The organism is Taklimakanibacter deserti (genome assembly GCA_003574785.1).
Genome location: QORU01000004.1, coordinates 278,525 through 302,259 on the forward strand (window position 1 = coordinate 278,525; position 23,735 = coordinate 302,259).

Annotated in this window: 15 protein-coding genes; 11 read left to right on the forward strand and 4 right to left on the reverse strand. The window is 64.0% G+C overall.

Going from position 1 to position 23,735, the window contains the following annotated elements; genetic code table 11:
• Positions 1-49 precede the first annotated feature (49 nt).
• On the forward strand, positions 50-919 hold the full coding sequence (locus DS839_RS10040) for a LysR family transcriptional regulator (protein WP_119270173.1): 870 nt from the start codon (positions 50-52) through the stop codon (positions 917-919).
• Positions 920-922: 3 nt separating this feature from the next.
• Here DS839_RS10040 and DS839_RS10045 read toward each other — a convergent pair whose 3' ends face one another.
• On the reverse strand, positions 923-3,076 hold the full coding sequence (locus DS839_RS10045) for a glycoside hydrolase family 3 N-terminal domain-containing protein (protein WP_119270174.1): 2,154 nt from the start codon (positions 3,074-3,076) through the stop codon (positions 923-925).
• Between the two features lie 343 nt (positions 3,077-3,419).
• Between DS839_RS10045 and DS839_RS10050 the strand changes: the two genes are divergently transcribed.
• From DS839_RS10050 to DS839_RS10065, 4 genes are all read left to right on the forward strand, one after another.
• The gene (locus DS839_RS10050) at positions 3,420-5,246 is read left to right on the forward strand and encodes an ABC transporter ATP-binding protein/permease (protein ID WP_119270175.1); all 1,827 of its coding nucleotides are present in this window, start codon (positions 3,420-3,422) and stop codon (positions 5,244-5,246) included.
• 89 nt (positions 5,247-5,335) lie between these two features.
• Positions 5,336-7,156, forward strand: coding sequence for an ABC transporter ATP-binding protein/permease (locus tag DS839_RS10055; RefSeq protein ID WP_119270176.1), 1,821 nt, complete (start codon positions 5,336-5,338; stop codon positions 7,154-7,156).
• Entirely contained in the window at positions 7,153-8,451 is a 1,299-nt protein-coding gene (locus DS839_RS10060; RefSeq protein ID WP_368911437.1) for a glucoamylase family protein, read from the forward strand. The genes DS839_RS10055 and DS839_RS10060 overlap by 4 nt, the downstream gene beginning before the upstream one ends.
• A gap of 214 nt (positions 8,452-8,665) precedes the next feature.
• The gene (locus tag DS839_RS10065; RefSeq protein ID WP_119270177.1) at positions 8,666-9,985 is read left to right on the forward strand and encodes a glycoside hydrolase family 15 protein; all 1,320 of its coding nucleotides are present in this window, start codon (positions 8,666-8,668) and stop codon (positions 9,983-9,985) included.
• Between the two features lie 97 nt (positions 9,986-10,082).
• On the opposite strand, the gene DS839_RS10070 is transcribed toward DS839_RS10065, so the two are convergent.
• Positions 10,083-14,354, reverse strand: a complete 4,272-nt coding sequence (locus DS839_RS10070; protein WP_119270178.1) for a translocation/assembly module TamB domain-containing protein — start codon at positions 14,352-14,354, stop codon at positions 10,083-10,085.
• Positions 14,354-16,294, reverse strand: a complete 1,941-nt coding sequence (locus DS839_RS10075; RefSeq protein ID WP_162918427.1) for an autotransporter assembly complex protein TamA — start codon at positions 16,292-16,294, stop codon at positions 14,354-14,356. Before DS839_RS10075 ends, DS839_RS10070 begins: the two co-directional genes overlap by 1 nt.
• A 393-nt stretch (positions 16,295-16,687) precedes the next feature.
• Here DS839_RS10075 and DS839_RS10080 point away from each other — a divergent pair, with 393 nt between their 5' ends.
• From DS839_RS10080 to DS839_RS10105, 6 genes are read left to right on the forward strand one after another with little or no spacing between them, the layout of a single operon-like run.
• Entirely contained in the window at positions 16,688-17,788 is a 1,101-nt protein-coding gene (locus DS839_RS10080) for an extracellular solute-binding protein (protein ID WP_119270180.1), read from the forward strand.
• A gap of 43 nt (positions 17,789-17,831) precedes the next feature.
• On the forward strand, positions 17,832-18,656 hold the full coding sequence (locus DS839_RS10085; protein ID WP_119270181.1) for an ABC transporter permease: 825 nt from the start codon (positions 17,832-17,834) through the stop codon (positions 18,654-18,656).
• Positions 18,653-19,450, forward strand: a complete 798-nt coding sequence (locus DS839_RS10090; protein ID WP_119270182.1) for an ABC transporter permease — start codon at positions 18,653-18,655, stop codon at positions 19,448-19,450. Before DS839_RS10085 ends, DS839_RS10090 begins: the two co-directional genes overlap by 4 nt.
• Before the next feature lie 23 nt (positions 19,451-19,473).
• Positions 19,474-21,111 carry an amidohydrolase gene (locus DS839_RS10095; protein ID WP_119270183.1) on the forward strand — a complete coding sequence of 546 codons (1,638 nt, stop codon included), beginning with the start codon at positions 19,474-19,476 and terminating at the stop codon, positions 21,109-21,111.
• A complete protein-coding gene (locus DS839_RS10100) occupies positions 21,108-22,214 on the forward strand; it encodes an ABC transporter ATP-binding protein (protein ID WP_119270184.1) in 1,107 nt (368 codons plus the stop codon). Before DS839_RS10095 ends, DS839_RS10100 begins: the two co-directional genes overlap by 4 nt.
• Positions 22,204-22,761 (forward strand): cupin domain-containing protein, encoded by a 558-nt coding sequence (locus tag DS839_RS10105; protein WP_368911439.1) that lies wholly within the window; start codon positions 22,204-22,206, stop codon positions 22,759-22,761. Before DS839_RS10100 ends, DS839_RS10105 begins: the two co-directional genes overlap by 11 nt.
• Here the strand turns inward: DS839_RS10105 and DS839_RS10110 are convergent.
• Complete coding sequence (locus DS839_RS10110; protein ID WP_119270186.1) at positions 22,758-23,720, reverse strand: alpha/beta hydrolase; 963 nt, start codon at positions 23,718-23,720, stop codon at positions 22,758-22,760. The two genes, DS839_RS10105 and DS839_RS10110, sit on opposite strands and share 4 nt — an antisense overlap.
• Positions 23,721-23,735: the final 15 nt, after the last annotated feature.

Consider the following 23,735-nt stretch of genomic DNA (forward strand, 5'->3'; position numbering starts at 1 on the left):
AGGGAAATGAATGTTGAAAATGCCTGCCATTAGAGTTCATAATGCCGTCATGGCACGCAATCTCGACATCGACCTGATCCGGACCTTCATCGCCGTCGCCGATCATTCCAGCATGACCGCGGCCGGGAATGCCCGTTACCTGACCCAGAGCGCCGTCAGCCAGCAGATCCGGCGGCTCGAGGACACGCTGGGCCTTGCCCTGTTCGAGCGCGACCGGCGCGGCCTCAAGCTGACGCCCTCAGGCGAGCAACTGCTCGCCAAGGGCCGCAGGCTCATCGCCCTCAATGACGACATTTGGGGGGAAATGACGGCGGGCCATGTGCAGGGCAAGGTCCGCCTCGGCCTGCCCTATGACCTGGTCGAGCCCTGCATCGCGCCGGTGATCAAGGCCTATGCCTCGGCCCATCCGCAGGTCGAGATTTCGCTGACCTGCGCCGCCTCGCCCGATTTGATCGCAGGGCTCGCCGAAGGTGCCATCGATCTCGCCGTCGTCGAGGAGCCGCAAGGGCCGAGCGCCGGCGAATGCCTGCGGGTCGAGCGCCTGGTCTGGGTGGGCGCTCGAAATGGCGGCGCCTGGCTCAAGACGCCTTTGCCGGTTTCGATGGTCGCCGACACCTGCGCCTTCCGCCCGGCCGTGCTCGCGGCCCTGGAGCGGCAGGACCGCGCCTGGCGTACCGTCTTCGAGAACGGCAATATCGAGGCGACCACCGCGACGGTGCGTGCCGATCTCGCGGTCACGGCCTGGCTCGTCTCGACCGTGCCCGCCGACCTCGAGATATTGGGGCCCGACAAGGCGCCGACCGATCTGCCGCTCTTCGCCATCAATTTGCATCTGCCGAAAGGCGGCCTTGCCCGGCCGGCCGCGGAAATGGCGCGCTATCTGCGCGAGGGTTTCGCGCGCATGCACCACGCGGCGTGACGGTCAAACGACCACATGCACTTCGGCCTTGAGCAGATCCTCGTCTCGGGCCGACGGCCCGGCGAAGAACTCGATGACGCCGGGCTCGAGCCGCGGCGCATAGTCGGTCCCGGGGAAGGCGAGATCATCCGTCGACAGAGTGATCTCCACCGTCTTCGTCTGCCGGGGCTCGAGCCAAGCCTTGCCCATGCCCTTGAGTTCCAGCACCGGGCGCGACACGCTCGCCACCGGATCGCGCAGGAAGAACAGCACCGTCTCCTCGCCGGCAACCGGCCCGTCATTGCGGACGCTGACGGAGAGCGTGACCTTGGCGCCGGCGCGCAATTCGCTGGGACTCACATTGAAATCGCGATGCGTGAAGCGCGTATAGGAAAGCCCGTGGCCGAAGGGAAACAGCGGCTCGTTGGGCAGGTCGAGATATTTGCTCGAATAGCGGTTCGCCGGGGCCATCGGCCGTCCGCTCGGACGGTGCGCGTAGAAGACCGGGACCTGCCCTCGATCGGCGGGCCACGATACCGGCAGCTTGGCGGAAGGCGACCACTGGCCGGTGATGACGTCGGCCACGGCATGGCCGGCCTCGCTGCCGAGGAACCAGGTGGCGAGCACCGCCTGCGCCACTTCGAAGAGCCAGGGCACGATGAGCGGGCGGCCGGAGGAGAGGAGCACGATGACGGGCTTGCCCGTAGCGAGGACTGCTCTGGCAAGCGCTTCCTGATGGCCGGGAAGATCGGGCCGGGCGCGGCTCGCCGCCTCGCCGCTCATATAGCGCTCTTCGCCAAGACACAGGAGAACGATGTCGGCGCGCTCGGCAAAGCCGACGGCCGCCTCGATACCTTTGGTGTCGCCGCCTTCGATCGAGACGCCGGGTGCGTAGAGGATTTCGCTCTCGTGCCAGGCGGCCCGCATGCCGGGCAGGAACGGCACCATGTCCTCGATGAGCCCTGCCCCCGACCACGGGCCCAGCATCTCGGCCTGGGCATTGGCGAGCGGGCCCAGCATCGCGACGCGCCGCGGCGGCTGGGTGACGGGCAGGATATTGCCGCGGTTGCTGAGCAGCACGATCGAGCGGCGCGCCGCATCGCGCGCGATATCGCGATGCTCGACACGGCGCGCCTTGTGATCGAACTTGACCGCGGCATCGCGATAGGGGTCGTCGAAGAGGCCAAGCTCTTCCTTGAGCATCAGCACACGCTGGGCTGCCTGGTCGATATGCTCCATGCTGACCGCTCCGCTCTGCAGCGCCTTGGGCAGGCCCTCCACATAGGCCAGTCCCATCAGGTCGATATCGACGCCGGCTTTGAGCGCCAGCGCCGCGGCCTCGGTGACGTCGGCAGCGACCCCGTGCGGCACGAGTTCGTTGATGGCGGTGTAGTCGCTGATGATGACGCCTTCGAACCCCCACTGCCGGCGCACCATGTCGCGCAGGATCGCGACATGGGCCGTGAGCGGGATATTGTCCATGTCGGTGAAGGCCGGCATGATCGCCGCGACCCCGGCGGCGACCGCCGCCTCGAAGGGCGGCAGATAGACTTCATGCAGACTGCGCTCGGAGACCTCGACTTGAGCATAGTCGCGCCCCGCCACCGACGCGCCATAGGCCGCGAGATGCTTGGCGGTCGCGGCGATCGACAGCGGCGATTTGAGATCATCGCCCTGGAAGCCTTTCACCTTGGCGATGGCGAAACGCGCGGTGAGCCACGGGTCCTCGCCGCCGCTCTCGGCCATCCGTCCCCAGCGCGGATCGCGCGACACATCGAGCATCGGCGCGAAAGTGAGCGTCAGTCCTTCGGCCGCGGCCTCGAGTGCTGCGATGCGCGCGGTTCGCTCCCACAATGCTGGATCGAATGCTGAAGCTTCGGCCAAGGGGATGGGGAAGATCGTCCGGTGACCGTGGATGACGTCATAGCCGAAGATGAGCGGAATGCCGAGGCGCGTTTCCTCCACGGCAATGCGCTGCACTTCGCGCACCTGGCCGCGCCCGAAGAGGTTGAGCAGGCTTCCCACACTTCCCGCCTTGAGCGCCGCCATATAGTCGCCGGGCTCTCCGGGTCCCGTCACGACGAGTCCGCCCGAGAGCATGTTGAGCTGCCCGATCTTCTCATCGATGGTCATGGCGCGCATCAGCCGCGCGACGCGATCGGTCAATCTCGCTGACATAATTCCTCCGCAGGCTGACGGCTAGCGTGCCAAATCTCACAGCGCCTTCTCGCTCGAAAGAATATAAGCACACTCATGGAACTTTCCGTTCAGGCTCCATTCAGGCGATTCATGGCACGCTGTTTGCCTGACAATTGCTCATGTTCCAAGCGCGGAACTCGATCGGAACTGTGTCTTTGCCGTCACAGTTCCGGGAATAATGGGGGTTTTGGTCCCGTACAGCAAGTTTACATAAAGCGTTTACTGGCTGGGATCATCATCTTCGACTAACATGCTTGACTGCGAGATGGGTGAGAATCAAAAAGAAGAAGAAAGACGGAAGCAAAAGGGCTGTTCATAGCCAATGGAACTAGCTGATACAGCGTCGGATGAGGCACGTCCGGCGCACGGAAAACTCCGTGCCGAGACGAATGACGGCCAGTTCTGGGCGCAGGCACTGCCTTTGTTGCGCGCCCTCAACGCCTCGAGCTACCGCAACAAGCTTGCTTGGATGTTCGGCGGCATAACTCTCGTCATCATCACCAATACTTTCGGCCAGATCAAGCTCAATGCCTGGCTCGGCTCCTTCTATGACACGCTGGTCCAGCGCTCGCTGAGCACGCTGGCGCATGAGCTCCTCATCTTCCTGGTCATCGTCGGCGGCCTCCTGTGCCTCGTGGTGGCGCAGACCTGGCTGCAGGAAACCATGAAGGTCAAGCTGCGTGAATGGCTGACCCATGATCTGATGGACCAATGGCTGAAGCCGCGGCGGGCTTATCTTCTGACCCAGGCCGGCGAAGACGGCGCCAATCCCGATCAATATATCCAGGCAGACGCCAGGCATCTCGCCGAAACGTCGGCGAGCCTCCTCATCGGCCTGTTCCAGGCCACCTTGCTGCTGGCGAGCTTCATCGGCGTGCTGTGGGCGCTGTCGAGCCAGGTGGTCTTCACCTGGGGCGACAGCAGCTTCACCATACCGGGCTACATGGTTTGGTGTGCGCTCGCCTATGCGATCACCGGCTCCTGGCTCACTTGGCTCGTCGGTCATCCCCTCATCAAGCTCAATGCCGAGCGCTACGCCAAGGAGGCGGATCTGCGCTTCGCCATCGTGCGCATCAATGAGACCGCCGAGGCCGTCGCCCTGGGGCGCGGCGAGGCCGATGAGCGGCGCACCGCCGACAGCTCGATCACCAGCGTGATCGACCTCGGCTGCAAGCTCGCCAATGGCTTGTCGAAGCTCACCTGGATCACCTCGGGCTATGGCTGGCTCGCGATCATCGTTCCGATCCTGGTGGCGGTGCCGGGCTTCTTCTCCGGCAAGCTGACGATCGGCGGCCTGATGATGGTGGTCGGCGCCTTCAACCAGGTGCAGAACTCGCTGCGCTGGTTCGTCGACAATTTCCCCGCCATCGCCGACTGGCGCGCGACCTTGCTGCGCGTCTCGCGCTTCCGCAACGGCCTGTACGAGCTCGAGCCCAATCCCGAGACCGGTCCGAGCGGCATCACCGTCGGACCTCACCCCGCGGGCCAGATGAGCTTCGAAGATCTGTCGCTCGATCAGCAGGGCAGCACGGTATCCTTCGCGACCTCGCGCATCGAGGTGCGCCAGGGTGAGCGCGTCCTCATCGAGAACGCCCCTGATTGCGACAAGACCCTGTTCCTGCGCGCCATGGCCGGATTGTGGACGGAGGGCACCGGATCCATTCTGCTGCCGCCGGCGGAGAGCATCATGTTCCTCCCGGCGCGGGCGCATTTCCGTATCGGCACCTTGCGCGAGGCGATGACCTATCCCTCGGGAGAGGGCGTCTTCGATGACGCCATGGTTTCGGCCGCTCTCGTGCGCGTCGGCCTCATACATCTGGTCGAGCGGCTGGACGACAAGGGCCGCTGGGACAGGGCACTGCCCGCCCATGAGCAGCAGCGTCTGGTCCTGGCCCGCCTCGTCCTGCACCGGCCGGACTGGGTTCTGTTCGAGGATATCGCCACGACCGCCAATGAGCGGGATATCCCCCTCTTGCGCTCGGTCTTCACGCGCGAGCTGTCGGCTTCGGCGGTGATCGGCGTCGGTGACTCCCCGGCGCTCAACGGCTTCTTTGCCCGCCGTTTGCGGATGGCGCGGCATATGGACGCCGTCCCCCGCCCCAATGCGCCTGCCCCTGCGATAGGGCGCCCTCTCGAAGCGGCAGAATAACGCCTAAATCTCCTTGATAAATTCCCCTCCCGCTGATGCGGCAGGGGTGCGAGGATGCGCCTTGCAAAGATCGAGGAATCAGAACCGCGATGACAGATCAATCCGCTCAGCTCGCCGATGCCGCGACCGACATCGACGAAGCTGCCCATGCCGGTCTCGTGCCACAGCTTTCCATGATGGTCGGTGCCCTCTTCGCCTCGCCGGTGCGCAATACCCTATTGGCGCTGGGCGGAGGTCTCGTCGCCGTCATCCTGTTGACCGCCTATGGGCAGATCCGCCTCAACGCCTGGAATCAACCGTTCTATGACGCTCTGTCCCGCCGGGACCTCACCGATTTCATCGTGCAGCTCGGCGTCTTCGCCATGATCGCCGGCAGCCTCCTGGTGCTGAATGTCTTCCAGACCTGGCTGAACCAGATGATGAAGCTCAAGCTCCGGGAAGGACTTGTGCTCGACCTGGTTGGCCAATGGCTCATGCCGCTCCGGGCTTTCCGGCTGGCCAATGCCGGACCGATCGGCGTCAATCCGGACCAGCGCCTGCATGAGGACGCCCGCCACCTGACCGAGCTCTCGGCTGATCTCGGCATCGGTCTGTTTCAGGCGACGATTCTGCTCGTCAGCTTCATCGGCGTCCTGTGGGCGCTGTCGGCGGGCTTCATCTTCCATATCGGTGACCGCAGCTTCGACATTCCAGGATACATGGTCTGGGCGGCGCTCATCTATGCGGGCCTGGCGTCGCTCCTCAGCTACTGGGTGGGCCGGCCCCTCATCGAGCGCAATGCCGAGCGCTATCAGCGCGAGTCGGATTTGCGCTTTTCGATGATGCGGCTCAATGAGCACATCGACGCCGTGGCGCTCTTCGGCGGCGAGTCGGATGAGAAGCGGCGCATCGTGATCAGTCTCTATTCCGTTTTGGAAGCCACGCGCAGCATCCTCATGCGGGTCACCGGTCTGACCTGGGTCACGGCAGGTTACGGCTGGATCACCCTCGTAGCGCCGATCCTGGTGGCGGCGCCCGTCTATTTTGCCGGCAACCTGTCCTTCGGCGGCTTGATGGTGGCGGTCGGCGCCTTTAATCAGGTGCAGAATTCGCTGCGCTGGTTCATCGACAATTTCAGCGCCATTGCCGATTGGCGGGCCACGCTGTTGCGCATCGCCAGTTTCAGGAGCGCCGTGCTCAAGACCGATGTGCTGCACACGGTCGAGAGCCGCATCGAATTCGTCCAGGGCGAGAAGGGCAAGGTGCTCATCGAGGATCTCGAGATCGCCTCGCCTACCGGCTGCACCATGCTCAAGGAGAAGAAAGTCGAGATCAAGGCCGGCGAGCGCATCGTCATCGTCGGCGATTCCGGCACCGGCAAGACGCTCCTGTTCAGGACGCTTGCCGGTCTGTGGCCCTGGGGCGACGGCCGCATCTCCTGGCCCAAGGGGGAAAGCATCCTTCATATGCCGAGGACGCCCTATTTGCCGCCCGGCACTTTGCGCGAGGTCTTGGCCTATCCTTTCGCCGTCGACAAATACGAAGCGGCCGAATTTCCGGCCGCGCTGAAGGCGGTCGGCCTCGACGGCCTCCTGGGCAAGCTCGACATGCACAAACGCTGGGACAAGAAGCTCTCCGAAGACGAGCAGCATGCGCTCGCCTTTGCCCGCGTCAGGCTGCAGAAGCCCGATTGGCTCCTGGTTGACGAGGCTCTCGATTCGATCGAAGAGGCGACCCATCAACGGGTCGTGGAAATGCTGGACAAGGAATTGAAACACACGGGCGTCATCCATATCGGCAAGGCCGACGCCCATGATCATCTCTTCAGCCGTGTCTTTCATCTGATAAAGGATCCGGAGACTCATACTCTCGAGCGCAAGCCCATGCCGGATATCAGGCCCAAGGCACGCTTCCCGGAAACCGTCCGATGAACATGCCCCGTTCCCTCAAATCCAGGAAGGACGCCTCATTGCCCAATCCGAAGCTTGCGGATGACGAACTGCTCGAAGCCGTGCAGCGCCAGACCTTCCGCTATTTCTGGGAAGGCGCTCATCCGGTGAGCTTCATGGCGCGCGACCGCAGCTTCCAGACCTCGGATCCTCAGGACGACAAGGTCGCGATCGGCGGCACCGGCTTCGGCGTCATGGCCATCATCGTCGCGGTCGAGCGCCGATGGGTCACGCGCGAGGAGGCCTTGCAGCGCTTGAGCGGCATGCTCGACGTGCTGGAGGTCGCCACTTGCTATCACGGCGTCTTTCCGCATTTCATGCACGGCACGACTGGCGCCACCATTCCCTTCTGGCGCAAGGACGACGCCGCCGACCTGGTCGAGACATCGTTTCTCTTCCAGGGTCTTCTCTGTGCCAAGCAATATTTCGATCGCGACACGCCGGCCGAAAGGCGCTTGCGCGGCCGCATCAATTTCCTGTGGCTCGAAGTGGAGTGGAACTGGCACACACGGGACGGACGCAAGGCGCTCTACTGGCATTGGAGCCCGAACAATGGCTGGAGCCTCGGCCATGAAATCCGCGGCTGGAACGAGTGCCTCATCACCTATGTGCTCGCCGCCGCGGCGCCGCGGTACGGGATCGATGCGGATGTCTATCACGATGGCTTTGCCATGGGCCGCGACTTCCTGAACCGCCGGACCTATGACGGCATCGAGCTGCCTTTGGGCCCGGCCTTCGGCGGTCCCCTCTTCTTCACCCATTATTCCTTCCTGGGCCTCGATCCGCGCGGCCTCAAGGACCGTTATGCCGATTATTGGGAACAGAACCGCCGTCATGTCCGCATCAATTATGAGCATTGCGTGCGCAATCCGGGCGATCACGCGGGCTATGGCAAATCCTGCTGGGGCCTGACGGCAAGCGATGATCCCGACGGCTACAGCGCCCATGCGCCGGACAATGACAACGGCACGATCTCCCCGACCGCAGCCTTGGCGAGCTTCCCCTATGCGCCCAAGGAATCGATGCGCGCCTTGCGCCACTTCGTGAAGCAGGGCGACAAATTATGGGGACGCTTCGGCTTCATCGACGCGTTCAACGTTGAGCGCAACTGGTATGCCGACACGTTCCTTGCGGTCGATCAGGGCCCGATCATCGTCATGATCGAGAATTACCGCTCGGGCCTGTTGTGGAATCTGTTCATGAGCATTCCGGAAATCCAGGCGTCCCTGAAGAAGCTCGGCTTCATGAGCCCGCATCTCGAGGAACGGATCAGCTGATGTGCGCGAACTGCAAATGCCTGACTGTTTTCCCCTCTCCCGTTGCGAAGCAATGGGAGAGGGTGGCCGAAGGCCGGGTGAGGGCTCTTTGTCTCAGCAAGGAATTATCGTTGAGATCATGACACATTGCGCGAAAGAGCCCTCATCCGCCCTCCGGGCACCTTCTCCCACGCTCTGCGCGGGAGAAGGTGAAAGACGGCATGCGGGACGATAAATGCCGGACACACTCGATACCTGGATCGACCGGCAATATGGTCTTTCCGCCAAGGCGATGCTCACCGCCGTCTCAGCCGTCGGCATCGTCAAGACGCGGCCGGGCTTCGGCCAGACCGTCAGGCCCAGACCCGGCTCGATCGTCGCCTCTCCGGTGCTCGCATCCTGGGATCCCGATCCCGACTATTTCTTCCACTGGTTCCGCGACTCCGCCATCGTCATCGACGCGCTGCGTGTCCTCCATCAGGACGGGCCGATCGGACCGGAAGCGCTCACGCACTTTCGTGACTTCATCGATTTCTCCCTGTCGCTGCGCCGTCTCGAGGGCAAACCCTTGGTCGAGGACAAGTCCTGGCGCTCGCGCACCACCGCCCAATTCCAGCAGTATCTGCGATCCGACGAAGAGCTTGCCGCCGTAACCCCCGATACCGTGGTGGCCGAGACGCGCGTCAATCCCGACGCCACGCTCGATATCTCGCGCTGGTCCAGGCCACAGCATGACGGGCCGGCTCTGCGCATCCTGGTGGTGCTGCGCTGGCTCGGGGGCGGCATCGCTCTCGACGATGACTGCCGCAGATCGGCCGCCCTCCTCCTGCATGGCGACATCGACTTCATCCTCGCGCATTGGGACGAGCCCGATTTCGACATGTGGGAAGAGGAGAAGGGAGAGAATTACTACACCGACCGCCTCTCAGCCTCGGCCCTCGAACAGGCAGCCCTCTGGCTCGACCGGCAGGCGCGCAATGAGGACCGGCGCAAGGCGGCCGCTTGCCGGCATGCCGCTTCCCATATCCGCCGAAGGCTCGACGACTATTGGCTGGAAAGCGAAGGTTTCTACCGTTCGCGCCTCAGCGGCACGCCGTCGAAATATCTCGATATCTCCGTCATCTTCGCCATCATCCATTCGGGCGAAGACGGCGCCTCACATGGACTTCGCGATGCGCGCGTGCTTGCCACGCTGGCGAAACTCGAAGCGCTCTTTGCCAAGGACTATGCGATCAATCACGGGCGCCCCGAAGAGCGCGCACCCGCCCTTGGCCGTTACTCGGGCGATGTCTACTTCTCGGGCGGCGCCTATTATTTCTCGACCCTCGCCGCGGCTGAATTCTATTATCGCCTGGCGGCGGTTCTGCACGATCGCACCTACAGAGCGCGCGGCGATGCCTTCCTCGAAACGGTGCGCGCCTACACCCCTGAGAATGGTGAGCTTTCCGAGCAATTCGACCGCGTCACCGGCCGGCAGACTTCGGCGAAAAACCTGGCCTGGAGCCATGCCGGCTTGATCACCGCGGTCGCGGCGCGACGAGCGCTTGGCGCATGATCCGGAAAAGTGGGTACCGGTTTTCCGAAGAGATCATGCGCAAGAAAAAAAATAAAGCGCGATGGCGACTCGAAGAAAAGCCATCATGCTTTAGCGCTCAATAATCCCATTCGGCGCCGATGCCGACCTCGGTGCTGCCATCGGCGCCGGTCGCCCCTTGCGCCCTGATATTCTTGGTGATGTCGACATCGATCGTGACCTTGCTCGAATTGGGCTGCGCCCCCTGCTTCACCCCGAGATAGATCCGGTCATTGAGCCTCTTGCCCATGCCGACCTCACCGCCATTCTCGGTGCCGACATCGAGACTGTCGACGCCCAAGGATCTCCGCATCTTGTCGAGCACGCCCGGCCCCGATCCCGACAATTGCGCGACCGTCTGGGCGAGCTGTGCCGCCTGGCTGAGCGTCAATTCGCCGGCCCCCTTGTCGAACAGGATGCGCGCGATCACCTCGTCCTGCGGCAATTGCGGCGTCGAGGCGAAGCTGATCTTGGGCTCTGAGGCAGGGCCCGTGATGAGGATCTGGGCGGTGATGCCCTCGCTTTCGGTCTGCGCCACGAAATCGAGATCGGGATCGAGCGAGCCGTTGAAAGAGATCAGGCCCTTGGTGAGATCGAGACGCTTGCCGAAACCTTCGAACCGGCCGCGCTTGGTCGTAAAGCCGCCTTGCGAGCGGGGAGCCGCGCTCGTGCCGCGCACAGTGAGATCGCCGCCGAGCTCGGCCTCGACACCCATGCCGCGCACGAAGATGCCATTGGGCGCCGAAAGCGTCACGTCGAGATCGGCGATGAAGCCTGAGCCGGCCGCCGCATTCTCTTTCGCCTTCTTCGCCGGAGCGAGCTTGGCGCCGGCGAGCTTCTTGCCTTTGGGCGCCCCGACATGACGGACCTCGATCGGCTTGGTGGCACCCGACAGCCTGTCCGGCAGGTTGATGTCGAGCCGCTTGATGTCGACGCGCCCGGTGATCTTCGGGCGCGTCATGATGGGACCTCGCGTCTGCACTTTGCCATCGGCGATGAGCCGCGCCGTCTCGCTCGAAACCAGCGCCGCATTGGCGAAGGAGACATCGATATCGGCCGGGATGCCGGCATTGGGATCGATGGTGGCGCGTCCCGCGAGCGTGACGGTCCCGCCATTCACGGTCTGGCCGCGGATGTTCTGCAGGACGAGCGCGCGGCCGTCGCCGGCGATATCGCCATTGATCTTGGTGATGGTGACGCCATTGATCAAATCGTCGAAGCGCCCGTCGGAAAGCCGCACTGTTCCCTTGATCGCGGGCGCCGCAAGCTTGCCGGTTACCGTGGCATCGATCGCGGCCTTGCCCGCGAGACGATTGCCGGACGCGGCCAGGAATGCATTGGCGAGCGACAGGTCGACCGCGCCCTGCGCGGCAAGGTCGAGCGTCGACTGGGCCAGGGCGAGCGAGCCCTTGACCCGCATGTCCTGGAGCCGCGGATTCTTCATCACCATCGCAAGTCCCACACGGCCGCCTTTCACCTCGCCTTCGGCCGCGATGTCGAAGGTGCCGGCACCGCTGCGCACGATATCGGGATTGCTCAAGTTCGTGATCTTGAGATCATAGCGTCCGTCCGGTGTTTGCGGGCGGCCTGAGATCCTGATCGTTCCATCGAGCGTGCCCCCGATGTCATCCTCATAGCCACCGAGCCGGGCGAGCGACAAAGGCAGGCTCGCGAGCTTCACGTCGAGCGCGAGGGACTCAGGTCCGGCCCTGCCCGAAAGCGCAGCGCGACCTTTGCCGGTCGAAAGCGCGAAATTGTCGATGGTCACGGTGCTTTGGGCGAAGCGGATTTGCGAAGGCGCCACAAGCGCCGCGCGGATGCCGTCGCGCGCCAGGCTGAGGGCCCGGAGATCGAGCGATGTCGCTGCCTCGGCGATGGTGGCCTTTCCTTCGGCCTTGATGCTCGTGCCATCGACGAGCGCGTCGAGAGCGAGGTCGCTCTCACGTCCGGTGCCATTGGCGGTGAGCTTGGCGCGTTCGACCTTGACCCCGCCAGCCGCCATGTTGGCGACATCGAGATCGCCGATGAACAAGGGCACGCCGAATACGTCACGCAAGGTGCCGTCGACCGACGCTTTGCCAATGGCCTGGCCCGCAGCACGCAAACCCGAGGCCTGCGCCTTCACGGCGACATCCTGCTTGCCCTGCTCTGGTGAGAACGTGACATCGGCCGTAAGCTTGCCCGCCATCGGCATGAGCGCCAGCGCTGAAAGATCGGCGAGATCGTCCGCCGCGATCTTGAGCGTCCCGCCGATGAGGCCGCCCTCTACGAGCTCGAGCCCGCCCTTCGCCTTGTTCGCGCCGACGGTGAGATCGATGGTCTCGAAGCGATAGAAGTTCTGGGCCAAGGTCGCGAAACGCACGAGGCCTTTGGCCTCCTTGTCGGCGATGCGCCCGGCAAGGGTGAGATCGCCCGAAGGTCTGCCGGTGAGATCCTGGGCTTTGACGGTGACGGCGAGATCCTGGACGGGCTTGCCCATGGCGCGGCCGGCCGGCACGGTCAGCTCGGATACGAGGTTCAACTTGTCGAGCGTGCCCGAGAAGGAGGCCGTGGCCTTGGCCGCCCCGCTCACGCGCGCATCGATGAGAGCCAGATCGCTGAGCGAGAGATCGGCCTTGAGATCGGCGGCGCTGCGGTCGATGCGGCCGGCGACGGTCAGCGCCGCGTCCTTCGCCTTGAGGCTCGTATCCTCGACGATAATGACACCGTCGGCGCCGCGCTGGACACTGCCCGAGAGCTCGGCCGGCCCCTTGAGCAGCCCATCGACGGCGGCAATGCCGGTGATGACACCGATCGAGCTTCCACGGCCCGAGACGCGGATCAGCGTCTCGGTCATGTCGACATCGGCATCGAGGGAGACCTGGCCACCGAGCGGGCGCCCGGCGAGCGGCGAGAAGGCCGCGAGATCCAGCCGTCCGAGACGGAGCTTGCCTTTCACCGCTTCCGCTGCCGCGGCACCGGTGAATTCCGCGGCGAGCGGTGCCAGCTTGATCGTGGCTGCAGACAAGGCCGGCTTTCCGGCCTTGTCGATCAGCCCGGTGAGCGCGAAATCGAGAGTCTCGCCAAGCGCCGCCGCGACCTTGGGATCATCGGCGGTCAAGCCCTTGGCATTGCCATCGCTGGTGAGCGCGAAGGCGCCGTCGGCCTGCGGCACCATTTCCACATTGGCGCTCATCATCTGAGCGCCATAGCCTTGCGCCCGGGGCTCGGTCACCGTGATCGCCGCCTTGACCTCCGGCCGTTCGATGAGGCCGTTGAGCGTGCCGTCGACGAACCAGTCCTGCCACCGGGCTTGCGGGACCAGTTGGGCAAAGCGCTCGGCGGCGCCGCCGATCACCGTGTAGCGCAATTGCGCCTGGCGCGCTCCCGTATCCACCGTCCCCTTGAGCGTCGCGCCGATGCCGGCCGCCTCGAGCCTCGCATCTTCGATGGCGACGCGCTGGGCCGCATCGACGGTAAGCGCGGTGTTGATTTTCGTGGTCCCCTCGAATAGCGGCGCGGCGGCAGCCGGCAGCAGGCCTGCGATCTTACCGGCAAGGGCGAGCTTGACCGCATGGCCCTCGCCTGCGCGCTTAACACCGGCGTCGCCTTTCGCCTGGATGGCGGGACCAGCCGTAAAATTCAGTGATGCCGTGAAGTCGTCGAGCGATCCCTTGCCCTTCACCGCAAAACGGACCGGCGGCCGGCCGGCAATCTGGGCCAGCCCGGCAATAAGCCCGCCTTCGGGCTCGTCCGCGGCGACATCGATGTCGAGCGTTTGGGCCTCAGGCACGAAGATCACCTTGCCGGCGATTTTTCCGGCGATGTCGCGGCGGTCGAGCGCGAAATCGAGGAAGAGCCCCTCGGCAGGATCGGTGAGACGCGCCGAGCCCGCGAAAGACAACCGCATCGCCTGGCCGATCACCGGGTCCGCGATATCGATTTCAGCCACGGCAAGACGCTGGATGTCGAGACGCGGCAGTGCCGGGCTCGCCGCCGGCGTGTTTTCCGGCGCGGGCGGCAGCTCCGGCTGGCGCAGGACGGAGATTTTACGCGCACCGATCGCTTCGGCCGACACCATGCCGCTGGCGAGCGCCAGCGGGCTCCAGGATATCTCGAGCCCTTCGACGATGGCGAATGTGCCCTTGGCATCGGCGAGCGCGATGCGCCCGATTCCCATGCGGGACGGCACGAAACCTTCGATGTCGGATATCTGGATGATGAGGCCGTTGCCCGAAGCGAGCGTGCCCGCTCTGCTGGCGAGGAAGCTTTTGCCGGGTCCGGTCTGGAGGGCGCTGAAGGCGGCGGCGATGAGAAGAACCAGCCCCGCAAGGGCGAAGAGGAAATATCTTAAGACCTTGCGCAGCCGCATCAGAAGGCCTGTCCGATGCTGACATAGATGCCATAGCCGTCATCGTCGGAGCGTGGATTGAGCGGGATCGCCGCATCGAGGCGGATCGGCCCGATCGATGTGTAGTAGCGAAGCCCGAGGCCCGCCGCATAACGAAGGCCGGAGAAATCCGGCACCTCGTCCTCGAAGGCGGCCCCCATGTCGAAGAATGGCACGACGCCGATCGTGTCGGTGACCTTCACGCGCAATTCCGCCGACGCCTCGAAGAAGCTCAAGCCGCCGATGATGTCGCCGTTACTGTTGCGCGGGCTGACGGACTGGTATTCATAGCCGCGGATCGATCCGCCGCCGCCGGCATAGAAGCGCCGCGCCGGCGGGACATCGGTGATGTCGGCGCCGACCAGGCTGCCGCCCGCCACGCGGCCCGCGACGATGAAGCGGTCGCGCTCATCGAGGGCCTGGTATCCCGAGAGCGAGCCTTTGGCGAGCACCGGCCCCGCGCCGGCTTCGCCCAGGAACACGAAGGGCTCGACCCGGGCGCTGGCGCGGATGCCCTCGGTCGGATCGAGAAGCGAGTCGGTCGAATCATAGATGACGTCGACCGGGATACCGGCCACGAAATCATCGCGCTTGCCGAAACTGTCCTCGACGAAGGCCTGCTCGAAATCGACGCCCACTTGCACCGAGAGATGATCGTCGAAACGGTGCCGGACGCCCGCGGTCAAGGTGACGGCATCGCGCACATAGGCGTCCGTCACCTCGCGCAAGATGGCGGCCTCTGAGATGAGATCGTCATCGACGCTGAAGATGCCGGGCTTGCCGAAGCTCACGGTCAGCGCATAGCCGAAAGGATCGGCATCGGGCACTGCGTCGGGCTCGCCGCCAAACCACGACACCTGGCCGTCGATGCGCAAGGTCTCGGCCCCGCCGAAGAGATTGCGATGTCCCCAATAGGCGTTGGCCGCGGTGCCGTCGGTGCTCGAATATTTCGTGCCGAAGCCGAAATAGCGCGGCTTGCGCTCGCTGACCTCGACATCGACGGGAAGCAGGCCTGAAGAATCGAGCTGCTCCGCCTCTTTCAGCCTGACGCCGCCGATGATAGGATAGGAGGTAAGGCGCTTGCGCAGCTTTTCCAGGCGTTTCGGCGAATAGGGTTCGCCCTCTTCGACATCGATGCGGCTTACGACGAATTCAGGATCGAGGCCTTCGGTTCCCGACACCTGGAAGCGGCCGAAGCCGGCTCTGGGGCCCGCATCGACGAAGAGCGTCACATCGAGCCGCAATGTATTGTGGTCGGCCGCGACGTCTTTGCTGGCGATCTTCGCGAAGGGATGACCCTTGTGGCGCAAGTCGTTGACGATGATACGCTCGGCGCCGGCAATGGCAGGGCTCCGCGCCACCTCACCTTCGATGAGATCGCTATCTTCGATATCCGGCACATCCGGCATCGGCCGATGCGTCTTCGCATCCAGGATCCGCACCTTGCCGAAGCGGAATTGCGGGCCGACATCGACGGATATATCGACCGGCACGGCGCCTTTACGCCGCGCCTTCTCGGCGGCATCGAAGACCCGCATGTCGTCGACCGGCACGCCGGCGATGCGGATACTGGTCTCGCCGGCATAATAGCCGTTCTCATAGAGGATCGCGGTGATGCCCTCGTAATCGGCAAGTGCGCGCTGTACCAGCCCGGCGGCGCCAGGTGCGGCCTTGTCCTGCAATGTCACCAGGCTCGAGCCTTCCTCGATCTGCGATTTGAGATCGCTCTCGGCATGATCGACCCTGATCGAAACCCTATAGGCAAGCGCATCGGCCACGGGCTCATCCGTTTCTTCGCCCCCGAACCAGGAGAAGATGTCGTCAAGGACGGTCTTGCTCGCAACAGGCGTGGCGGTCAGGACTGAAAACATCGCCGCTGCGATGCCCATCACCCAGAAGCCACCCGCAAATCCCGAATCCACTCGCCGACGCACAACGCCCCACTACATTTCTCTTTGTGCAGTAAGAGCTTGCGGCAAAAATCCGGTTAAAATGTGTTCCCATTTACGCAATGTTCAAAACATTGCGGGAACATGGGTCCGCGTTTCATGAGTGAAACAGGCGTTCCATGCTCAAATATTCCCTAGAGTCAATCACTGTGCACGTAGCTGCCATCGCAAATCAGGGTCTTTGCGCAGCGGCACGATCTTGCGATACTTGCTTTAAGCAAGGCTTAAACTCGCCCTAGCGGCAGAGTTTCTAAAATGATCGAAAAAGGCAGCCGGATAATTTTATGTCCGACTGTATAATTATACTTGCCAGCCCTTGGCTTGTCGGTCAAGCTGCGCCCCAAAAGAGCAGCAAGGGAGCGCAAAATGACATCCATCCTTCAGGACAGCCTGTCGATCGTTGCGGAAAAAGTGCGAACGGGGCGGATGTCGCGCCGGCGCTTCCTGGAGGTTCTGGCGGCGCTCGGCGCGGTCGGCGCCCTGCCCGCCTGGCGCGAGGCTCATGCCGAGACGAAGGAGCTCGTCTTCTGCATGTGGGGCGGCGATGCCGAGGATGTCTATCGCAAGGCCTGGAACGAACCCTATGAGGCAAAGACGGGCATTGCCATCGCGCTCGACGGCTCAGGTCCGACCCGCGGCAAGATCCGCGCCATGGTCGAATCGAAGAATGTCACCTGGGACGTGTGCGACAGTGGTCTCGGCACCCAGTCGTCGCTCGGACCCGAGGGCCTGCTCGAGCCCATCGATTACGCGATCGTCGACAAGAGCAAGATCGTTCCGGGCCTCGCCTATCAATGGGGCTCGACCGGCTATATCTACAGCTCGGTCCTGACCTGGGATGCCCAAGCTTTCGGCGGCGAAGAGCCCAAGACCTGGGCCGATTTCTGGGACCTGAAGCGCTTCCCGGGCAAGCGCGTCCTGTGGAAATACATGGTAGGCGTGCTCGAGGCCGCACTCATGGCCGACGGTGTCGCACCCGACAAGGTCTATCCGATCGACATGGATCGCGCTCTCAACAAGATCAAGGAAATCAAGGATCATCTCGTGCTCTGGGACAATGGCGCCTCGAGCCAGCAGGTCTTCCGCGACGGAGAGGTCACCATGGGCCAGATCTGGCACACGCGCTCGACCATGCTCGGCGATGAATCGCAGGGCCGTTTCAAATACACCTTCAACCAGGGCGTAGTGCAGCCGGGCGTGTGGGTGGTGCCGAAAGGCAATCCCGGCGGCAAAGCGGTGTTCGATTTCCTCGCTTCGATGCAGGAGCCCGAGAAGCAGCTCATCCTCTTGAAGGAGCTGAGCCAGGGCCCGGCGAACCCCGAGACCGCCAAGCTCGCGCCGGAGCTCGCAGGCCGCAATCCGGCCTCGCCCGAGAACCTGGCCATCCAGGTCTTCCAGAACGAGGAATGGTACGCCAAGAACCACCAGGACGCCGAAAAGCGCTACCTCGACGTGGTGTCGTCGTAAAAAGTGCCGTCGCCCCGCTTCAGCGGGGAGAGGGTGAAAAACCATGATGTATTTTCTCTTCGTCCTGCCGGCGGCGCTCCTTCTGTTCTTTCTCTATCTGGTGCCGCTGGCGCGCATCCTGGTGATCAGCGCCACCGATGGCCAGGGCCTCATCGCCAATTACGGCGCGGTGCTGACCTCGGCGCCGATCCACCGCATGATGTGGACGACGGTCGAGATCTGCGTCATCACCACGGCGGCCACCCTCCTCATCGCCTATCTCATCGCCTATGTGCTGGTCCAGGCCTCGGAACGGGCGCGGCTGTGGCTCATGCTCTGCATCCTGGTGCCGCTCTGGGTGTCGGTGCTGGTCCGCGCCTTCGCCTGGATCGCCGTCCTCAACAACAGCGGCCCTCTCAACAGCCTGCTCGTCGCCTCAGGGCTCATCGACCAGCCAGTGCAATTCGTGCGCAACCAGTTCGGCGTGATGCTGGGCATGGTCCATTACATGCTGCCTTTCGGCATCCTGCCGCTCTATGCGGCGATGAAGGGCATCGATCCCAAGCTCGTCTCGGCGGCGCGCGCTCTGGGCGCCCACCCCTTCACCGCCTTCCGCCGCGTGTTCCTGCCGCTGAGCCTTCCCGGCCTCTACAGCGCCTTCGTCATCGTCTTTATCTTCTCGCTCGGCTTCTATGTGACGCCCGCCATATTGGGCGGCGGGCGCATCGTGATGATCGCCGAATATATCAGCCTTCTCATCCAGCAAGGCTATGACTGGGGCATCGCCGCGGCACTCGCCACCTTGCTGCTCGCGGTGGTGACGGCGGTCGTCTTCATCGCCGGCCGCTTCGCCGACTGGGATTCGGTGCTCGGAGGCTCGCGCCGATGAGGTGGCCCAAATCGCTCCCCGGCAACATCCTGCGCGGCCTCGCCTGGGCCGGTGTGCTGTTCCTCATCGCGCCCCTTCTGGTGGTGATCCCGGTCTCCTTCACGCCCGAGCGCTATCTCTCCTTGCCGAGCGATGCGCTGTCGCTTCGCCACTATGAGACGTTGATCTTCGATCGGCGCTGGTCCGGCGGCATCCTGACGAGCCTTCTCATCGCCAGCGTCACCACCTTGCTCTCGGTCGTCATCGGCACGCTGTGCGCCGTCGGCATGTGGCGCATCGGCGGGCGCAGCATGCAATTGCTCCGCCTCATGATCCTGGCGCCATTGATCGTGCCCTCGATCGTCCATGCGCTCGCCTTCTATCGCACCTGGATCGACCTCGGCTGGCTCGACACGGTGTGGGGCGTCATCGTCGCCCACACCACGATCTGCGTGCCCCTGGTGATGATCACCGTCTCGGCGGCGCTGTCGGGCTTCGATTACCGGCTCGAATATGCGGCGCGCTCATTGGGCGCGCGTCCCTTCACCGTGCTCTGGCGCATCATCCTGCCCAATATCGTGCCGGGCGTCGTCTCGGGTGGCGTCTTCGCCTTCATCACCTCATGGGACGAGATCATCACCGTGCTCTTCATCACCGCCCGCAAGGTCCGCACTTTGCCGCAGACCATCTGGTCGAGCATCATGGAAAGGGTCGACCCCGCGGTCGCCGCCGTTTCGACCGTCATGATCGCCTTGACCCTTGCCGCCGTCATCATCAGGCTCACGCTGGCGAAGCGTGCGCCGTCGCAATCTTGAGACCACAAGAAGAGGAGCGCCATATGGTCAAGAGCCGGCCCATCGAGAAGATCGTCATCAATGGCAAGATCGCCACCATGGAAGGCGACGGCCACTTCGTCGAGGCGCTCGCCATCCGCGCCGGCCGCGTGGCGGCGCAGGGCACGACGGCGGAGATGCGCGACCTCGCCCCCCATGCCGAGGTCATCGACTGCCGCGGCCGCACGGTCTTGCCGGGCTTCATCGACAGCCACTGCCATCCCGACATGCATGGCGCGAGGCTCGGCCGCTGGACCGACCTGTCGGAGGGACTTGCAAGCAAGGAAGACCTCCTCGCGCTCATCCGCAAATCGACCGAGGGCACACCTCGGAACCGCTGGTTCGTCGGCTTCCGCTATGACGATCTGCGCCTCGGCGGCTATCCGACCCGGGACGAGCTCGATGCCGCGGCGGGCGGCCGGCCCGCCTTCCTCTATCGCCGCGACGCGCATCTGGGTTTCGCCAATAGTGCTGCGCTCAAGCTCGTGGGCTATACGAAAGAAAGCCAGGATCCGCCTTTCGGCCGCCTCGACCGCCATCCCGAAACCGGCGAGCTCACCGGCCTTTTGCGCGAGACCGCAGCGCATGAGGTGGTGAACTACAACCAGGCCGATTTCTCTTCCGACGATTTCGCCCAAGGCCTCGTCAAGGTGTTCGCCGATTTCTCCACTTACGGCATCACCTCGGTCCATAACAGCCTGTGCTCCACGCACGGCATCATCGCCTATCAGAAGATGCGCGAGGCGGGCGATCTCAAGATGCGCGTCGGCCTCCTGGCCTCGGGCCGCGAGGACGAGCTCATCGAGGCGATCATCCGCTCCGGCTGGCGCACCGGCTTCGGCGATGAATGGGTGAGGCTGACCGGCGTCGAATGGTGCCCCGACTGCTCGACCAGCGGCCGCACCGCCGCCTATTACGACCCCTATGTCGGCCAGAAGGTCCTGGGCGAGCCCGACGACAATCGCGGCATGCTGCTCTATGAGCTCGAGGACTTCAAGCAGCGCGTGCTCAGGGCGCATCAGTCGGGCCTCCTGGTCGGCGCCGACGGTGTCGGCGACCGCGGCATCGATTTCGTGCTCGATGCCTATGAGCATGCCCTCCATCATCACCCCGTCGATGATCACCGCCTGAGGGTCGAGCATTGCTGCAACGTGACCCCTAAGATCCTTCAGCGCCTGAAGCGCCTCAAGGTGATCTGCTCCTCGGCCTCGGGCTTCGCCTATGACCTGGGCGATGCCTATCGCCGCAATCGCGGTGCTGAAGCCATGCGCTATATGTGGCCGCATCGCAGCATGATCGATGCGGGCGTCGTGGCGCCCGGCCATTCCGATTCGCCCGTCTGCCATCCCAATCCACTGCGCGGCATCCATTCGCTGGTCAATCGCGTCACCGACACCGGCGCCGATCTCGACCAGCGTGAGGCGATCAGCGTCTATGAGGCGATCGAGGCTTATACGACGCTCGGCGCCTATTGCGGCAAGGAAGAACATCTGAAAGGCGATCTCGGCCTCGGCAAGCTCGCCGACTTCATCCTCCTCGAGGAGGACATCTTCACCATGGACAAGAAGCGGCTCGACGGGCTGCGCGTCATGGAAACCTATATTGCGGGCGACCCGGTCTATCGGCGCGAGGCCAAAGCGTGACGGCAGGCTTTCTCGAGATCCGCAACCTGGTCAAGCGCTATGGTTCGGCGGCGGCCGTCGATGGCGCGTCGCTCTCGATCGGCAAGGGTGATTTCCTCACCCTTCTCGGCCCCTCGGGGTCGGGCAAGACGACGATCCTCATGGCGATCGCGGGCTTCGTGAAGCCGACCGAGGGCGAGATCGTGCTGTCGGGGCGCGATCTCGTGCCGCTCGAGCCCGAGGAGCGCGATCTCGGCATCGTCTTCCAGGGCTATGCGCTCTTTCCGCATATGACGGTCGCCCAGAATGTCGCCTTCCCGCTCGAATTGCGCAAATGGAAGGCGGAGGATATCCGTAAGCGGGTCGATGAGACGCTGGCGCTGGTCGATCTCGCCCGCTATGCCGACCGCCGGCCGGCACAGCTTTCCGGCGGCCAGCAGCAGCGTGTGGCCCTGGCGCGTTGCCTGTCCTACCAGCCCGACCTTCTGCTGCTCGATGAGCCGCTCTCCGCCCTCGACCGGCAATTGCGTGCCAGACTGCAGGACGAGCTCAAAGCCCTGCACCAGAGGGTCGGGGTCACCGTGGTCAATGTCACCCATGACCAGGACGAGGCGCTGTCGCTCTCGACCCATATCGCGGTCATCAATCACGGGCGCATCGTGCAATATGGCACGCCGGACGAGATCTATGAGAAGCCCAAGACCCGCTTCGTCGCCGAATTCATCGGCCGCAGCAATGTTCTCGCCGTCGAAGAGGTGGAACAGTCGGGCGGCGGGACGCGCGCCCGGATCGGCGGGCAATGGATACCGGTCGGCGCCGGGACGGCGCTCGATGGCCGGCACGCCTTCTCGCTGCGCCCGGAGATGATCGACATAAGGCCTGAAGGTGCCGCCTCAAGCGCCACCGGCGATCGGAATGTCGTCATGGACGCTCGGATCGAGAATTGTGTATATCACGGCAGCACCACGACTCTGGATATGCGCACCGCTATCGGGGCATTGCGGGCCGAGACGCCGACCAGCCGCTTGGGTCTGAGGCCCGCGATCGGCGGCGCCGTGCAGATTCTCTGGCCGGTGCAGGCGGGGCGCATCATCAATGAGGACGGCACACACCTTGATCAATAGCGATTTCGATGTCGGACAGACGCTCCGCCTGAAGCGCGAGCAGGCTGGTCTGTCACAAAGGCAGCTCGCGGAGCTCGCCGAGCTCACTCATGCGACCGTCGCCAATGTCGAGAACAACCGCACCGCGCCCTCGGTCGCGACACTGGCGCGGCTGCTCGATGTGCTGAAGCTCACCTTCTCGGAGTTCTTCGCGCCCGATCTGCCGAGCATGGAGAAGATCTTCTACCGCAGGAGCGACTTCGTGCAGCTCGCCGCCGGCGCCTGCGAGATCATGCAAGTGGGTCCGGGCCGCGGCATCGCCAGGCTGCAGGTGCTGCGCACCCGCTACAAGCCCGGGGCCGAGACGGGCCCCGAAATGCTCAAGCACGAGGCGGAGGAAGGCGGCGTCGTCATCTCGGGCGAGATCGAGCTCACCGTCGGCGATCGCACCGAGATCCTGAAGGCCGGCGACGGCTATCTCTTCCGCTCCAACCAGCCGCACCGCTTCCGTAATGTCGGCAATACGGATTGCGTCATGGTCGCCGCCTGCACGCCGCCCTATCTCTAGCTCTCCAGCCGCCGGATGGCGCGCTCGATCTGCTGCAGCGCCGCTTCGGCTTGCGGCAGCACCGCGCCCATAGTGAGAAAGCCGTGCAGCATCTCGGGGAAGTGGATTTCCTGGACCGGGACGCCGGCGAGCTCGAGCCTTTGCGCATAGGCCGAAGCCTCGTCACGCAAAGGATCGAAGCCGGCCCTGAGGATGATGGCCGGCGCGACATCCTTGAGGCCTGAAGCAAAGAGCGGCGAGATCCGCCAGTCGGTCGGATCGCGGTCCCCTATGTAGTTCCTGCGATACCAGCCATAGATCTCGCGCGTCAGCAGATAGCCGCTGCCAAGCGTGCGATGCGAAGGGTAGCTCGCGGTCAGGTCGAGGCAAGGATAGATCAGGATCTGGCGCTCGAAATTCCAGCCGAGCTCCGATTTGCGGTTGAGGAGCGCCAGCACGGCCGCGATATTGGCGCCGGCGCTGTCGCCGAAGAGCGAGATGCGGTTGGGATCTAGCCCAAGGCTGCCGGCATGGCTGAAGATGAAGCGTGCCGCGGCAACGGCATCATCGAGGGCGGCGGGATAGGGATGCTCCGGCGCCAGCCGATATTCGACCCAGACGATGTTGGCGCCGAGCCGGTTCGCCAGCCGACGGCACAGCGGCTCATAAGTGGCGAGATCGCCCAGCGTCCAGCCACCGCCATGGAAGAAGATGTAGGTGTCGCGCTCATGCGACAAGGGTGCCAGCGGCCGGAACAGGCGCAAGGCCGGCGTGCCGTCATGATTGCGCGCAATCGATGTGACATTGCCCACCGTATCGAGCGGCCAGACATAAGGCTTGCGCGCCAGGTTGTAGGCGCGCCGCGCCGTCGCCGGATCGAGCCTATCGACATCGCCCGCGAAGGTGAGCTTCGGGATCAACCGATAGGCACGCGGATCGAGGCGGGTTTGGAAATTCAGTTCGGCTGTTGCTGCGAGCATACAGGGCCTCCTCTC